The following is a 16,005-nucleotide window of genomic DNA, read 5'->3' on the forward strand; positions in this document are numbered from 1 at the left end:
CCGGCGCGCTGTCGGACGTGTCGTGCCGGAAGAGGTCGGCGGCCTGTGGGGGCCGGTGGTGACCGGGGCGACGGCCACCACCGGCCCCGCACCGGAGCCGGACCGTGTCGTGTCGTGTCGTCAGCGCCGCAGTGTCAGCAGACCCGGACGGTAGGGCAGGAGGCCGTAGTCACCGCCCGAGCTGGGGCTGCGCCCCTGGTAGAGCAGCTGCAGATTGCAGGGATCGACGGTCATGGTCTGATCGGGGCTGGTGCGGATCAGTTCGCCATGGCTGATGTCGTTGGTCCAGGTGGCGCCGCTGTTGGCCTTGCCGGCGAAGGGGTTGCTCTCGCTCGTGGCCTGGGGGGTCCATGAGCCGTTCAGGCTGGTGGCCGTGAACGAGCGGAAGTAGCGGCCCTGCGAGCCGATCGCCTCGACGATCATGAGGTAGCGGTTCTGGCCCTGCAGCTTGTAGACCTGCGGGGCTTCGAACAGGTTGTTCGTCGTGTCGCTCATGACCACGGTCGAGGCCGTGCCGAAGCTGCCCGGGAAGTTCCCGATCGGCATACTGGCCCGGTAGATCTTGCCGTTGTCACCGGCGAAGAACAGGTACATGTTCGTCCCGTCACCGATGAGCGTCTGGTCGATGGGTCCTGTCGGGGAGCCGGAGATGCCTCCGGAGAAGAGCACCTGCGGGGACGACCAGCCATTCGGGTTGGTGGGGTCGCTCGACGTCCGGTAGGAGAAGGCGGTCCCGCCCCACTGGTAGGCGAGCACCCAGATGTTCTTCGGCGCGAAGTAGAAGAGCGTGGGCGCGACGGTGGCACTCGACATCGTGTTCTGGCTGGCCGAGGCCATCTCCGACCAGTTGGTGAACAGGCCGAAGTTCATCGAACCCCAGCTCGTCCCCGTGTCGTGCGTCGTCGCATAGACGAGCTGCCTGCCGTTGTAGGGGGCGACGGTGAAGTCCTTGAGCGAGACCCACCCCGGCTTGGGCTGCGCCAGCGCGCCCGTCGACGTCCAGCGGTATGTCGACGGAAGGTCGCACTGGCCGGGATTCCCGGCCCCGACCCGGACGAGCTGCCACTGCTGGTTGGTGCCGCCCCAGTCGTCGTACTGGACGATGTTCGCGTTGTCGGCGGTGGAGCCGCCCTGTACTTCGAGTGCCTTGTTGCTGTGGCGCGACACGATCCTGACGTAGCCGTCCGAGCTGTCGGCCAGCCGCCACTGCTGGTTGGCGGCGTTCAGGTCGGACCACTGGACGATCGAGCCGCCGTTCGCGGTGGACCAGTTGTAGACGTCCAGCACCTTGCCCGAGTGGCGGGACTTGATGCGGTAGTAGCCGTCCCCGGAATCGACGAACTGCCACTGCTGCTGGTTCTGGTCGTTCCTGGTCCACTGGGTGGTGCGGGCGCCGTCGTCGGTCGCCATGTTGTAGACGTCCAGGGCTTTGCCGCTGTTGCGGTTGACCAGCACATACCAGGCGTTGGGGTCCACGGTCGCCGCGCCGGCGGGCTGGGCGCCGAGGAAGGCGGCCACGAGCAGCAAGGGCGCAAGGACGGCGAGTAATCGTCTTGGGCGGACCGGTGACGGGTGGCGGAACCTCATCAAAGGGCCTCCTTCGGGGGCGGGGGTGAGGTGACCTCGATGAATTGCGGAGCGGACGTGCCAGGGGGAGGGGCCGTCTCGAAAGGTTTCGAAGAAGGCCCGGAATCTTCGACGCCACAAGCTAGGAATGCGGGGCCCTCCGGTCAAGACTTGTCGCCAAGTTCGCAAGAGTGATCGCCATTCTCGAGGGTTGTGGACAGAAGGGCGATCCCGAAAGTTTCGGGCGAAGAGCGGAAACTTTTTCTGCGGGGAGTATTGACGATCTTCGTCAACACCTCAATCATCCCTGTCTGAGGAACCGGCCGTGGTTCGGGATACCGAACCATGCCTGCCCTGCCCTGGGCGGTCAGTGCTGCACGACAGATCCACGCAGCACCGAAGCACCCTGCGCCACCCCGTTCTGTACCGGTGAGTTCGCAGCAGCGCATCCTGACTCTTCGCGCAGTCGGAGAGGTACGCGACGCCGCGTGGCGGCCCCCCGGCTGAGCCGCGATGGAGTACCCGCATGCCTCTGTCGAAACACCGCCGTCTCGATCCCGATCCTGGAGGCACAGCCATGGGCTCGTACGCCCTTCCCAGACCCGTTGTCCGCCGGAGGGTCCGCGGGCTGCTGTTGGCGCTGCTCGTCGGCGTCCTGGGTGTGGTCACCGCACTGGTCGCGCCGCCGGCCGCACACGCCGCCGAGAGCACGCTCGGCGCCGCCGCCGCGCAGAGCGGCCGCTACTTCGGCACCGCCATCGCCGCGGGCCGGCTGGGCGACTCGACGTACACGTCGATCGCGAACCGTGAGTTCAACTCGGTGACGGCCGAGAACGAGATGAAGATAGACGCCCTCCAGCCGCAACGGGGCCAGTTCAACTTCGCCAACGGTGACCGCGTCTACAACTGGGCGGTACAGAACGGCAAGCAGGTGCGCGGTCACACCCTGGCCTGGCACTCCCAGCAGCCCGGCTGGATGCAGAGCCTCAGCGGCAGCGCACTGCGCCAGGCGATGATCGACCACATCAACGGCGTGATGGGCCACTACAAGGGCAAGATCGCCCAGTGGGACGTCGTGAACGAGGCCTTCGCCGACGGCAGTTCCGGAGCCCGGCGCGACTCCAACCTGCAGCGCACCGGCAACGACTGGATCGAGGTCGCCTTCCGCACCGCGCGCGCCGCCGATCCGGCCGCCAAGCTCTGCTACAACGACTACAACGTCGAGAACTGGACCTGGGCCAAGACCCAGGCCATGTACAACATGGTCCGGGACTTCAAGCAGCGCGGCGTGCCGATCGACTGCGTGGGCTTCCAGTCGCACTTCAACAGCGGCAGCCCCTACAACAGCAACTTCCGCACCACCCTGCAGAACTTCGCCGCCCTCGGCGTCGACGTGGCCGTCACCGAACTCGACATCCAGGGCGCCTCGCCCACGACCTACGCCAACGTGGTCAACGACTGCCTGGCCGTCGCGCGCTGCCTCGGCATCACCGTCTGGGGCGTGCGCGACACCGACTCCTGGCGAGCACAGGACACGCCGCTGCTGTTCAACGGCGACGGCAGCAAGAAGCCCGCCTACACCTCCGTCCTCAACGCACTCAACGGCGGTACCTCCACGCCCCCCGCGGACGGCGGACAGATCAAGGGCGTCGGTTCGGGCCGCTGCCTGGACGTGCCCAGCGCCAGTACCTCCGACGGCACCCAGGTCCAGCTGTGGGACTGCAACAGCGGCACCAACCAGCAGTGGACGTACACCGCCGCCGGTGAGCTCCAGGTCTACGGCAACAAGTGCCTGGACGCCGCCGGCACCGGCAACGGCGCCAGAGTCCAGATCTACAGCTGCTGGGGCGGCGACAACCAGAAGTGGCGCCTCAACTCCGACGGATCCATCGTCGGCGTCCAGTCCGGCCTGTGCCTCGACGCCGTCGGGAACGGCACCGCCAACGGCACCCAGATCCAGCTCTACTCCTGCTCGAACGGCAGCAACCAGCGCTGGACCCGCACCTGACACGGCCCGCCACGAACGAAGGGGTGAATCGATGACGGCCCACGATGCGGCCCTCCTCGTCCCTCCACGAAGACATCGCTGGTGGTCCCGGATCGCCGCCGTGGTGGCGGCGACCCTCGCGGTCGGCATGCTCGCCGCGGTGGATCCGGCGCCCGCCGAGGCGGCGACGGTGGACACCAACACCTGGTACGTCCTGGTCAATCGCAACAGCGGCAAGGCGCTGGACGTCTCCGGCGCGTCCACCGCCGACGGCGCGCGGGTCGGCCAGTGGACGCGCAACGACGGAGCCAACCAGCAGTGGCGGTTCGTGGACTCCGGCGACGGCTTCTACCGCCTCAAGGCCCGGCATTCGGACAAGGTTCTCGACGTGGCCGGCGCCTCGGCCGCGGACGGTGCCGCGATCCAGCAGTGGGCCGATCACAACGGGGCCAACCAGCAGTTCCGCCTGGCCGACTCCGAGGCGGGCCACGTCCGGCTGATCAACCGCACCAGCGGCAAGGCGGTGGAGGTGCAGGGCGCCTCCACCGCCGACGGCGGCAACGTCGTCCAGTACACCGACTGGGGCGGCGCCAACCAGCAATGGCAGATGATCAAGCTGTCGTCGGGTGGCGGCGGCGGATGCGGCAGCGCCCCGACTCTGGCGAGCGGTACGCACACGATCCAGAGCGGTGGCAAGAGCCGCAGCTTCATCCTGAGGGTCCCCACCGACTACGACAACAACCGCCCCTACCGGTTGATCTTCGCTTTCCACTGGCGGGGCGGAACCGCCAACGACGTCGCCTCGGGCGGCACGAGCGGGAGCGCATGGTCCTACTACGGCCAACAGGAACAGTCGAACAACAGCGCGATCCTCGTCGCCCCCCAGGGCCTCGGCAACGGCTGGGCCAACTCGGGCGGTGAGGACGTCACCTTCGTCGACGACATGATCCGGCGCATCGAGGGCGGCCTCTGTGTCAACCCGGCACAGCGTTTCGCCACGGGATTCAGCTGGGGCGGCGGTATGAGCTACGCACTCGCGTGCAGCCGGGCGAACGTCTTCAGGGCCGTCGCGGTCATCTCCGGCGCTCAGATCAGCGGGTGCAGCGGTGGCACCCAGCCCATCGCCTACTTCGGGATCCACGGCATCAGCGACTCCGTCCTCAACATCGCGCAAGGGCGGTCCCTGCGCGACAGGTTCGTCAGCACCAACGGCTGCACTCCCCAGAGCCCGCGCGAGCCCGCGCCGGGCAGCCGAACGCACGTCACTACCACCTACTCGGGCTGCCGTGCCGGACACCCGGTCCAATGGGCGGCGTTCGACGGAGACCACATACCCGGTCCGGTCGACGGCTCCCCCTCCGAAAGTGGCGTGGCCACCTGGACCAAAGCAGAGATCTGGAGGTTCTTCGCACAGTTCCAGTGACACGCACGCACCACGGAGTGGAGCCGGGACGATCCTGGCTCCACTCCGTCGACGTCCATGCGCGTGGGGCGGCGGTGAGACCGGGGCCCGGCGCGGGTCGAGGCGCTCCTCGAAGAAGGCGGCCGCGGCAAGCGCGTCCTCCGCCTGCGGAGCGACGAGACCAGGGCCGTCGACGGTGGCGGCACGGACCCCGGACAAGGGCTGACGGCCCTCGGTGAGGACCGGGTGGCCCTTGTTCACGCGCCGGCATCGACGCGACGCTGACACCGGGAGAAAGACCTGGTCATGGAGGTGTGCGTCATGGTTCCGCCTGTTGCCGCCGGTGTCGGCGGCTCCGCCGGGAGCCTCGCTGCCGCCGAGTGCGCGGCCGGCGGGACCGCATGCCGCGAACGCCCGCTGCGACTGCCGCACGCCCGCAACCGGCACCCACGCCAGGGCGGCGGCGAGGCCACGGACGCGGCCCGGCGGCATCCGGCCCGGCGCGTCCCGCGACAGGCGCACGGGCGTATCCGTACGGCCTGCCCCGGCCTGCGCGTGGACGACGAGCAGACCGAGGGGCCGGTGACCGGGGCCCTGCTGAAGGCCGCCGAGGACGCCGAGCCGCTGCTGCTCGGCTCCCGCGGACCGAGCGGGACCACCGGATCCCTCGTGGGTTCCGCATCCCTCCTGCGGCCGGGGCCGGTGCCCGGGTGCCCTGCGGTACGTGCCGCAAGCCCCGGGTACGGCAGGCCGGGCCCGCAGGTCCGCACAGATACCGCAACGGCCGACGGAGTGATGCATGTGGACGTCAACGAGGTGCTGCTGCCCGGCGTGGGACTGCGCTACGAGTTCACCAACCACGAGGGCGAGCGGGTCGGTGTCGTCGCCCAGCGCTCCGGGGAGTTCGAGTTGGTGGTCTACCCGGGAGAGGATCCCGACGAGGCCAGGCCGGTGCTCCGGCTCACCGGCGAGGAGGCCGACACCCTGGCCGAGATCCTCGGCGCCCCGCGCATAGCGGAGCGGTTCGCCGATCTGACGCGCGAGGTGCCCGGACTCGGCGCGGGACAGGTGGAGGTCCGGCCCGGCAGCCCGTTCGCCGGCCGTCCGCTGGGGGAGACCCGGGCCCGGACCCGTACCGGCGCCTCGATCGTGGCCGTCGTCCGCGGGGAGGACGTCATCGCCTCGCCAGGACCGGCCCAGCGCCTGCGGGCCGGTGACGTCCTGGTCGTCATCGGCACCCGCGAGGGCATCACCGGAGTCCAGCACATCGTGCAGGGCTGACCGGTGCACACACCCGTCGCCCTGCTGCTGGAGCTGGGGATCATCCTGACCGCGTTGAGCGTGCTCGGCGCCGTCGCCCGGCGCTTCGCCCTGTCACCCGTGCCGTTGTACCTGTTGGCGGGGCTGGCCCTGGGCGACGGGGGACTCGCCCCGGTGCCGGCTGCACGCGAGTTCGTCGACACGGGTGCCGCCATCGGTGTGATCCTCCTGCTGCTCACCCTCGGCCTGGACTTCACGGTCCGGGAGTTCACCACCAGTCTCCACCGCCATCGGTCCTCCGCCGTCGTCGACCTGGTCCTCAACGCCGTACCCGGCGCCGTGGCGGGATGGCTGCTCGGTCTGGACGCGCCGGGAGTCCTGGCGCTGGCCGGCGCCACCTACGTCTCCTCCTCCGGCATCGTCGCCCGTCTGCTCGGCGACCTGCGCCGGCTCGGCAACCGGGAGACCCCGGCGGTGCTGTCGGTGCTGGTGCTGGAGGACTTCGCCATGGCCGCCTACCTGCCTCTGCTCGCCGTCGTCACCGCCGGCGGCACATGGGTGCAGGCACTGTTCGCCGTCCTGGCGGCCACGGCGGTCGTGACGGTGGTGATCGCCGCCTCCGGCCGCTGGGGCCATCACGTCGGGCGGGTGCTGTTCCACGCCGATGCCGAACAGGCGCTGCTCAGGGTCCTCGGCGCCACTCTGGTCGTCGCGGCGCTGGCCGAGCTCGTCCACATCTCCGCCGCCGTCGGAGCCTTCCTCGTCGGGCTCTCGCTGACCGGCGCCGCCGCGGACCGGGCCCGCACCGTGCTCGGCCCGCTGCGCGACCTCTTCGCCGCGGTGTTCTTCCTGGCCCTCGGCCTCTCCGTCGACGTCGGTGACCTGCTGCCGGCACTGCCCGCCGCGACGGCCCTCGCCCTGGTCACCGCCGTCACCAAAGTGGCCGCGGGATGGTACGCCGCCGGCCTTGACGGGACGGGCCGCCGAGGGCGACTGCGCGCCGGGACCGCGCTCATCGCCCGCGGCGAGTTCTCGGTCGTCATCATCGGCCTCGCCGCTCCCGCACAGGGCAGCCTCGGGGCCCTGGTCACCGCCTACGTCATGATCCTCGCTGTGTGCGGGCCCCTGGCCACCCGTTTCGCGCCCACGCGCGCGGCACCGCCGCCGAAGGCGGAACCGGACGGCGGGTCAGGTGCGCTCAGCGGGACCCGTCCGTTCCCGGCACCGCCACCGGGCAGTGCGCACGGCGTGCCGGGCCTGGCCGACCGGCCTGGCTGACCGACCCGGGCAGCCGCCCCGGGAAGCGTTCCGCCGCCCGGGCGTCGGCCGCCGTCAGTGGTGCGGAGCGGCCGGCCGCGACCAGTGCCTCCCGCATCCGGTCGTGGACGGTCTCCGGTTCCACGGCTGCCGCCGGGTCTCTCCCCGGACGGCCGGCGAGCACCTCGGCCGGCGGGCGCTCCGTTTCCCGGCCGTGGCGCCCGGCGGCTCCGCGCCGGCCGCCGACGCGTTCCTGCGGCGTACGCGGGCAGCGACGGGCGCCACGCGGTACGTACAGGTCCGCGACGGACGGTGCGGGCGCCTAGCACGGAGCGCGGTGGCGGGACCATCGGCTCCGGCCGTGGCGGTCCCTCTCCGGCGCCGCCGGGACCCCTGGCCCCTCGTCCGTGGGTCCCGTCCGGTCCAGGGTGGAAGAACGCAGTACGGCGGTATCAGAAGAAGGACGGGTCGGCCCAATGTACGCCAATGACGGTTTCCGCGAACTGAAGCGGCACGAATGCCTGCGGCTGCTGGCCGGGGTGCCCGTCGGCCGCATCGTCTACACACGCCGGGCCCTGCCTGCCGTGCTGCCGGTCAACTTCGGTCTCGACGGCGACGGTGCGGTCCTGCTGCGGACCTCCGCGGTGTCGGACCTGGTCCGCGCGGTCGACGGTGCGGTGGTCGCCTTCGAGGCCGACGAGATCGACGCGGCCCGGCACTCCGGCTGGAGCGTCGTCGTCACGGGCCCGGCCTCGGTGGTGACCGACCCCGCCGAGCACCGACGCCTGACCCGCAGCTGCCCCCTCTCCTGGGCGCCGACGCCCCAGGAGGTCCTCGTCCGCATCCGACCCGAACTGGTCACCGGACGTGAGCTGATCGGCGGACGCACCCTGTACGGGGTGGACCTCACCACCTGAACGTCTCCGACCGTGCCCCCCGCCCTGTTCGTCGTGCGGCCGGGCCGGGAAGCGTACGGGCCGACGGGCGTACGGCGTACGGACGGGTCCGGTCGGCCACTGCCCTGCGGCGTCCGCCGGCGATGAACAGCCGCGGGGCCGCCGAGGGACGATGTCCGGCCGCCCCGCGGCCGCGTTCCGTGCGCCGTCCGCGCCGTGACCGACCGGGACGGCGCGGAGCCGTTTCCGGAGTCGGCCGCCGTACGGGTCCACGTGCGCGCCCTCCCGGTCGGACGGCGCAGACCGGGGCGGTCGGGGGGCGTGCCCTACGGGCGTCGGCCGAGCGGAGCGGGGGCGCCCCGCTGGCGTGGGCACCCGGCGCTCGGCGGTGCCACCGGCCCGCTGCCCGGCCCGGGCGGGAAGCGACACCGACGAGACCGCGGCCGCCCGTGCCTCCGGCAGGCGGTGCGGCATGCGGGTCGGCTGCGTGTCCGGCACCGCTCGACGCGACGGCACGCCTCGCCCAGGCCCCCCTCGCCGGTGGCCGCCGCGAGCCCGGCCAGGAGCGTCGGGCCCGCAACAGACCGGGCGGAGGAAGCCGTACCGCGGTGCGGTGTCGGCCCGCCCGCGCGCGGACGGAGCACCCCGGGTTCGAGACCGGCAGCCGCACGGTCCACAGCGGACCGGTTCACGTCGCGCCCTGTCGCTTGCCCGGCGGACAGGAGAGGGTGAGGACGTACGGATCCGCATGCACCTCCGACCGCATCCCGATCCGGAAGGGATCCCATGACGTCCGTCGACACGCAGCAGGCGCCCGCCTCGCTCACCGAGGACGAGCTGAGGACGCTGGACGCCCACTGGCGCGCGGCCAACTACCTGTCCGTCGGCCAGATCTACCTCATGGCCAACCCGCTGCTGACCGAGCCGCTGCGACCGGAGCACGTGAAACCGCGGCTGCTCGGCCACTGGGGCACCTCACCCGGGCTGAACCTCGTGTACACCCACCTCAACCGGGTCATCAGGACCCGTGACCTGGACGCCCTGTGCATCTGGGGCCCCGGGCACGGCGGTCCCGCGGTGGTCGCGGGCTCCTGGCTGGAGGGCTCCTACACGCAGACCTACCCCGACATCACCCGGGACGCGGCCGGCATGGCGCGGCTGTTCAAGCAGTTCTCCTTCCCCGGCGGGGTGCCGAGTCACGTGGCACCCGAGACGCCGGGCTCGATCCACGAGGGCGGCGAGCTGGGGTACGCGCTCTCCCACGCCTACGGCGCCGCCTTCGACAACCCCGGCCTGCTGGTCGCCTGTGTGATCGGCGACGGCGAGGCGGAGACCGGGCCGCTGGCCGCCTCCTGGCACTCCGACAAGTTCCTCGACCCCGTCCACGACGGCGCCGTGCTGCCGATCCTCCACCTCAACGGCTACAAGATCGCCAATCCGGCCGTGCTCGCCCGGCTGCCGGAGCCCGAACTCGACGAGCTCCTCAAGGGCTACGGCCACGACCCGATCCACGTCACCGGCGACGACCCGGCGGCCGTCCACCGGGCGATGGCGCAGGCCATGGACACGGCGGTGGACCGTATCACCGCCCTCCAGCGCGCCGCCCGCGAGGACGGCGCGACCGAGCGCCCCCGCTGGCCGGTGATCGTGCTGCGCACCCCGAAGGGCTGGACCGGCCCCGGACACGTCGACGGCCTGCCCGTGGAGGGCACCTGGCGCTCCCACCAGGTGCCGCTGTCCGCCGTGCGCGACACCCCGGAGCATCTGCGGCAGTTGGAGGCATGGCTGCGCTCCTACCGGCCCGAGGAGCTGTTCGACGAGCACGGCCGCCCCCGCCCCGACGTCCTGGCATGCGTGCCGGACGGCCCCCGCAGGCTGGGCGCCACCCCGCACGCCAACGGAGGCCTGCTGCTCCGGGAGCTGCCCCTGCCCTCGCTGGAACGGTACGCCGTCCCCGTCGACAAGCCGGGGGCGACCCTGCACGAACCGACCCGCGTACTGGGCGACATGCTTCAGGACGTCATGCGGGCCACCGCCGGCCGGCGCGACTTCCGCCTGGTGGGTCCCGACGAGACCGCCTCCAACCGGCTGCAGGCCGTCTACGCGGCCAGCGGCAAGGCGTGGCAGGCCGGCACGCTCGACGTGGACGAGCACCTCGACCGGCACGGCCGGGTGATGGAGATCCTGTCCGAGCACACCTGCCAGGGCTGGCTGGAGGGGTACCTGCTGACCGGCCGGCACGGGCTGTTCTCCTGCTACGAGGCGTTCGTGCACATCGTCGACTCGATGGTCAACCAGCACATCAAGTGGCTGCGCACGACCCGCCGCCTGCCCTGGCGCGCGCCCATCGCCTCCCTCAACTACCTGCTGACCTCGCACGTGTGGCGGCAGGACCACAACGGCTTCTCCCACCAGGATCCCGGCTTCGTCGACCACATCCTCAACAAGAGCCCGGAAGCGGTGCGCGTCTACCTGCCGCCCGACGCCAACACCTTGCTGTCGGTCGCCGACCACGCGCTGCGCAGCCGCGACTACGTCAACGTGATCGTCGCCGGCAAGCAGCCCTGCTTCGACTGGCTGACGATGGAACAGGCGAAGGTCCACTGTGCGCGCGGCGCCGGCATCTGGGAGTGGGCCGGCACCGAGAACGGTGGCGCACCGGACGCGGTCCTGGCCTGCGCCGGGGACGTGCCCACCCAGGAGGTGCTGGCCGCCGCCCAGTTGCTGCGCGGGCAGCTGCCGGAGCTGTCCGTGCGGGTGGTGAACGTCGTCGACATCGCCCGGCTGCTGCCCGGGGAGGAACATCCGCACGGCATGAGCGACTTCGAGTACGACGGCCTGTTCACCACCGACAAGCCGGTGATCTTCGCGTACCACGGCTACCCGTGGCTGATCCACCGCCTCGCCTACCGCCGCACCGGCCACCCGCACCTGCACGTGCGCGGCTACAAGGAGATCGGCACCACGACCACCCCGTTCGACATGGTCGTCCGCAACGACATGGACCGCTACCGCCTGGTGATGGACGTCATCGACCGCGTGCCGGGCCTGGCGGTGCGCGCCGCGGCCGTACGCCAGCGGATGGAGGACGCCCGGCTGCGCCACCACGAGTGGATCCGCGTCCACGGCACCGACCTCCCGGAGGTCGCCGACTGGTCCTGGGACGGCTGACCGAGCCCGACAGGGTCCGGACAGGGGCGTCGACCTGCTGTCCGGACCCTGTGCCCTCCGACGGGCGTCGACGACGCGGGACGTGCATCGGTCTGCCGGACGGACGAAGGCCGTACGGGCCGGCCGTGTCGCCCGCATGGGAAGCCGGGCCGTCGTCCGCCGGGCGTGCGCCCGCCGGGCGACATGGAAGGACGGGCCGCCGAACGCCGGGCAGACACACCGGACGCTGAGAACACGCCGCCGTACCGTCGGGGGAGCAGCTCGTCGATGCCCGTCGCCGAAGCCTCGGCACGTGGTGCACCTCTGGTGGGGCCGGAGCCGCGAGTCCTCCGGTACGGGCGGGCGCAGGAGATCCGGCGCCCCGCGCGGCCGGCTCTTGTGTCGCCCGTGGGCGGGCCGTGGTGCCTGCACAGCCGGCCGGGCAGGGGCTACGGAGCCCCTGCCCGGCCGGCTTCGGTGTCCGTCGGCCGGCTGTGCTCAGCCGTAGTAGGCCGCGCGCATGATTCCCTGCATGTCGTCCAGCATCGGCATACGGGGGTTGGCGGGCGCGCACTGGTCCTCGTAGGCGTTGAGGGCCTGCTGGGGCAGGGCGTCCAGGAAGGTCCGCTCGTCGATCCCGAGCGCGCCGAACGCCGGCTCGATGCCCACGGCGTCGCGCAGCTGCTCGACGGCCCAGGCGAGGGAATCCACGCCCTCGGCCGGGGTGGCGGCGGGCAGGCCCAGGGTGCGGGCGATGTCCTGGAAGCGTTCGGGGGCGCGGTAGTTCTCGTACTTGGGCCAGCCGGTGAGCTTGCCGGGGACGGTGCCGTTGTAGCGGATGACGTGGGGGAGCAGGACGGCGTTGGTGCGGCCGTGGGCGATGTGGAAGGTGGCGCCGAGGGTGTGGGACATGGCGTGGACGATGCCGAGGAAGGCGTTGCCGAAGGCCATGCCCGCGATGGTGCCGGCGTTGTGCATCTTCTCCCGTGCCTCGGGCGAGCCGTCGCGGTCGTTCACGGCCGCCTCCAGGTGGTCGAAGACCAGGCGGATCGCGTGCAGCGCGAGGCCGTCGGTGAAGTCGTTGGCGTAGACGGAGACGTACGCCTCGATGGCGTGGGTGAGGGCGTCGAAGCCGCTGTCGGCGGCCAGCGCCGGGGGCAGCGCGGTGGTCAGCAGCGGGTCGACGATGGCCACGCTGGGGGTGAGCGCGTAGTCGGCCAGCGGGTACTTCTTGCCGGTGGCGGGGTCGGAGATGACCGCGAACGGGGTGACCTCGGCGCCGGTGCCGGACGTGGTGGGGATGCAGACCAGGCGGGCCAGCCTGCCCAGCGTCGGGAAGCGGAAGGCGCGCTTGCGGATGTCGGAGAACTTCTGCCGCATGTCCGCGAAGTCGATGTCGTGTCCGGCGGCCTGCTGCTCGTACAGCAGCCACATCACCTTGGCCGCGTCCATCGGGGAGCCGCCGCCGAGCGCGATGATCGTGTCCGGGCGGAAGTCGCCCATGAGGCGGGCGCCGTGCCGCACGGAGTCGATGCTCGGTTCGGGTTCGACGTCGTCGATGATCTGGACGGTGACCGGTTCCGGCCGGCGCTGCAGGACCCGGGTGACGCGGTCGACGTAGCCCAGGCGGGTCATGGTGGCGTCGGTGACGACGGTGACGCGATGGACGTCGGGCATGGAGGTCAGGTAGCGGATGGCCTGCGGCTCGAAGTAGATCTTCGGCGGGACCTTGAACCACTGCAGGTTGTTGTGGCGGGTGGAGACCCGCTTGACGTTCAGCAGCTGGGCGGCGGAGACGTTGTTCGACACCGACGTGCTGCCCCAGGAGCCGCAGCCGAGCGTCAGCGAGGGCAGCAGGCTGTTGTAGATGCCGCCGATGGCGCCCTGCGAGGAGGGGGCGTTGACGATGACCCGTACGGTCTTCATGTGCCTGCCGTAGGCTTCCGCGAGCTCCGGGTCCTCGGTGTGGACGACGGCGCTGTGGCCCTGGCCGTGGAAGGCGACCATGTCGGCGGCCAGGCCGAAGCCCTGCTGCTCGTCCCCGGCGCGCAGGACGGCCAGGACCGGGCAGAGCTTCTCGCGGGTGAGCGGCTCGTCCGGGCCGACCCGTTCGGCCTCGACCAGGATCAACGAGGTGCCCTCCGGTACGGAGAACCCGGCCTGCTCGGCGATCCACGCCGGACTCCGCCCGACGGCCGCCGCGTTGACCTTGGGCTCGCAGCCGCCGTGCGCCCCGCCGGTGGCGGGGAAGAGGAACGCCTCCAGCTTCGCCTTCTCCTCGGGGGTGGCCAGGTGGGCGTGGAGGGTGCGGAACTCGGCCAGGGCCGCGTCGTAGATCGCGTCGTCCAGGATGACGGCCTGCTCGGAGGCGCAGATCATGCCGTGGTCGAAGGACTTCGACAGCACCAGGTCGTTGACGGCCCGGCGCAGCTTGGCGGTGCGGTGCACGTAGGCGGGGACGTTGCCGGCGCCGACGCCCAGGGCGGGCTTGCCGGCCGAGTAGGCGGCCTTGACCATGGCGTTGCCGCCGGTGGCGAGGATGAGCGAGACGCCCGGGTGCCGCATGAGGGTGCCGGTCGCCTCCACCGAGGGGGTCTCGATCCACTGGACGCAGTGCTCGGGCGCGCCGGCGGCGACGGCGGCGTCGCGCACGATGCGGGCCGCCTCGGCGCTGCACCGCTGGGCGGAGGGATGGAAGGCGAACACGACCGGGTTGCGGGTCTTCAGCGCCATCAGCGCCTTGAAGACCGTGGTCGAGGTCGGGTTGGTGACGGGGGTGATCGCGCACACCACGCCGACCGGCTCCGCGATCTCGATCATGTCCTCGATGTCGTCCCGGGCGATGACCCCGACGGTCTTCATGGGACCCATGCTGTGCGTGACGTGCTCGCAGGCGAACATGTTCTTGGCCGCCTTGTCCTCGAACAGGCCGCGCCCGGTCTCCTCCACCGCCAGCCGGGCCAGCGCGGTGTGCTGGTCGAGGGCGGCGACCGAGGCCTTCTTGACGATGTGGTCGACCTGTTGCTGGGTGAGCGTCTCGTAGTCGGCGAGCGCCTTCAGGGCGGCCGTCACCAGCCGGTCCACGGCCACTGCGGTGTCGGAGGGGGCCTCGGTCTCGACCGTGGCCCCGGTCCGCGCGTCCTGTCGGGTCATGGTGGTGTGCCTCCGTTGTCAGGGGCCGCCGTGGACGTACGGCGGTGCCGGGACGGGAGCCGCACCGCGGTGGTGCGCCGCTCCCCGGCTCCACTGTCCCGGGGAACCCGGTGCCGCCGCGGGCGCCGTAGGTCCCCTTCCACGTCCGTCCGGCCCGGACCGGCAGGGACGGTCGGCCCCGGCCGGTGCGCAGTCGTCGATGCGGAACGTCAGACCGTTCACCACGCCGACGACGCCCTCCAGCCGCCACACCGCGTGCACGGCCTCCGGAACCTGACTGCGCAGCTCCACGCGGCCGTCGAGGGTCACCACCCCGTCGCGGACGGAGACGCGGACGGAGTCGGGCGGCAGTGCCAGGCCGCCGACGACAACCTCCGCGGTCACCTGGCGGCGGATGTCGTCGTCCGTGCGGAGGAAGACCCGGAGCAGGTCGCGGCGGGTGGCGATGCCGATGAGGCGGTCCTCCTCGTCGACCACGGGCAGCCGTTCCACGCCGCGGCGTTCCATCAGCCGGGCGGCGTCCGGGACGCTCTGCTCCGGGTGCACGGTGATCGCCGGTGCCGACATCAGGTCCTGTGCGGTGACGGTGCCGGCCGGGCTCCGGCCCGCCCGGTCCGCCTGGGCGCGCACCAGGTCGGTCCCGGAGACCACACCGAGCACCTTGTCGTCGTCGTCCACCACCGGCAGCCCGCTGATCCGGTGGTGGTCGAGCAGCCGGACGACCTCCTTGAACGGCGTCGTCCGGCGGGCCTGGACGACCTCCCTGGTCATCACTTCACCCACGGTGTACGACGTCACGGCGGTCCCTCCTTCGCGAGCACGGCGGGGAGCGGGCATCGGACCGGCCCGCTCCCCACCGGGCCGAGTCGGGCGCTGGGCGCCCCTACTGCCGCGGGCCGCCGCGCCACGGGGGTGGCGCGGCCGTCCTGCGGGCCGTGTCCCGGCGGTGCGCGGCGCGTTCCGTGCGGCTGCGCAGCCGGTCCTGCAGCCGGCCGGCGAGCTCCCGGGCGCTCGCCTCGCGGGCGTGCGCGGCGACGTGGTCGCCGCCCACCCGGATCCCGGCGGTGGCCGACCAGGGCGGCTCGACGTGGTGGGCCGACGTCCTGGTGACGCGCACCTCGCCACTGACGGGCGGGAGTCCGGGACGGCCGAGCGCGGCGCCCGGCTTCGTCCGCAGGTACGCGAGCGATTCCTCGTCCACGTCGCCCTCGGCCCGCACGCGCACGGCGGTGGTGAGGTCATGGGTGGCGATGTCCCCGGCAGTCATGTGGTCCGCTCCTTGTGGTCGTTCCGGCAGCCCCGGGAACGCCGCGCACCGCGTCCCGCTTCCGGGC

9 protein-coding genes and 1 pseudogene are annotated in these 16,005 nt (G+C 71.8%); 6 read left to right on the forward strand and 4 right to left on the reverse strand.

Translation table 11 applies throughout. The features are described from left to right. Positions 1–120: 120 nt before the first annotated feature. On the reverse strand, positions 121–1,587 hold the full coding sequence (locus IEZ04_RS08290) for a non-reducing end alpha-L-arabinofuranosidase family hydrolase (RefSeq protein ID WP_189216075.1): 1,467 nt from the start codon (positions 1,585–1,587) through the stop codon (positions 121–123). Between the two features lie 556 nt (positions 1,588–2,143). Between IEZ04_RS08290 and IEZ04_RS08295 the strand changes: the two genes are divergently transcribed. The 6 genes from IEZ04_RS08295 (at position 2,144) to IEZ04_RS08320 (ending at position 11,539) form a co-directional block, all read left to right on the forward strand. Continuing rightward, on the forward strand, positions 2,144–3,574 hold the full coding sequence (locus IEZ04_RS08295; RefSeq protein ID WP_189216611.1) for an endo-1,4-beta-xylanase: 1,431 nt from the start codon (positions 2,144–2,146) through the stop codon (positions 3,572–3,574). 100 nt (positions 3,575–3,674) lie between these two features. Then, the gene (locus tag IEZ04_RS08300; protein ID WP_189216612.1) at positions 3,675–4,976 is read left to right on the forward strand and encodes an RICIN domain-containing protein; all 1,302 of its coding nucleotides are present in this window, start codon (positions 3,675–3,677) and stop codon (positions 4,974–4,976) included. A 300-nt stretch (positions 4,977–5,276) separates the two neighbouring features. Next, entirely contained in the window at positions 5,277–6,236 is a 960-nt protein-coding gene (locus IEZ04_RS34650) for a cation:proton antiporter regulatory subunit (protein ID WP_229820901.1), read from the forward strand. 3 nt (positions 6,237–6,239) lie between these two features. Beyond that, positions 6,240–7,493 (forward strand): cation:proton antiporter, encoded by a 1,254-nt coding sequence (locus IEZ04_RS08310; protein ID WP_189216076.1) that lies wholly within the window; start codon positions 6,240–6,242, stop codon positions 7,491–7,493. A gap of 455 nt (positions 7,494–7,948) precedes the next feature. Beyond that, positions 7,949–8,389 carry a pyridoxamine 5'-phosphate oxidase family protein gene (locus IEZ04_RS08315; protein WP_189216077.1) on the forward strand — a complete coding sequence of 147 codons (441 nt, stop codon included), beginning with the start codon at positions 7,949–7,951 and terminating at the stop codon, positions 8,387–8,389. Between the two features lie 765 nt (positions 8,390–9,154). After that, positions 9,155–11,539, forward strand: a complete 2,385-nt coding sequence (locus IEZ04_RS08320; RefSeq protein ID WP_189216078.1) for a phosphoketolase family protein — start codon at positions 9,155–9,157, stop codon at positions 11,537–11,539. A 477-nt stretch (positions 11,540–12,016) separates the two neighbouring features. On the opposite strand, the gene adhE is transcribed toward IEZ04_RS08320, so the two are convergent. From adhE to IEZ04_RS08335, 3 genes and pseudogenes are all read right to left on the reverse strand, one after another. Next, a complete protein-coding gene (gene adhE / locus IEZ04_RS08325) occupies positions 12,017–14,671 on the reverse strand; it encodes a bifunctional acetaldehyde-CoA/alcohol dehydrogenase (RefSeq protein WP_189216079.1) in 2,655 nt (884 codons plus the stop codon). Between the two features lie 165 nt (positions 14,672–14,836). Then, a pseudogene (locus tag IEZ04_RS08330) lies at positions 14,837–15,442 on the reverse strand (CBS domain-containing protein); the annotation flags it as partial. Positions 15,443–15,554: 112 nt separating this feature from the next. Continuing rightward, entirely contained in the window at positions 15,555–15,938 is a 384-nt protein-coding gene (locus tag IEZ04_RS08335; protein ID WP_189216080.1) for a hypothetical protein, read from the reverse strand. Positions 15,939–16,005 lie beyond the last annotated feature (67 nt).

Origin of the sequence: Streptomyces ruber, assembly GCF_014648075.1 — a bacterium.
In the GTDB taxonomy this organism is placed as follows: Bacteria; Actinomycetota; Actinomycetes; order Streptomycetales; family Streptomycetaceae; genus Streptomyces; species Streptomyces ruber.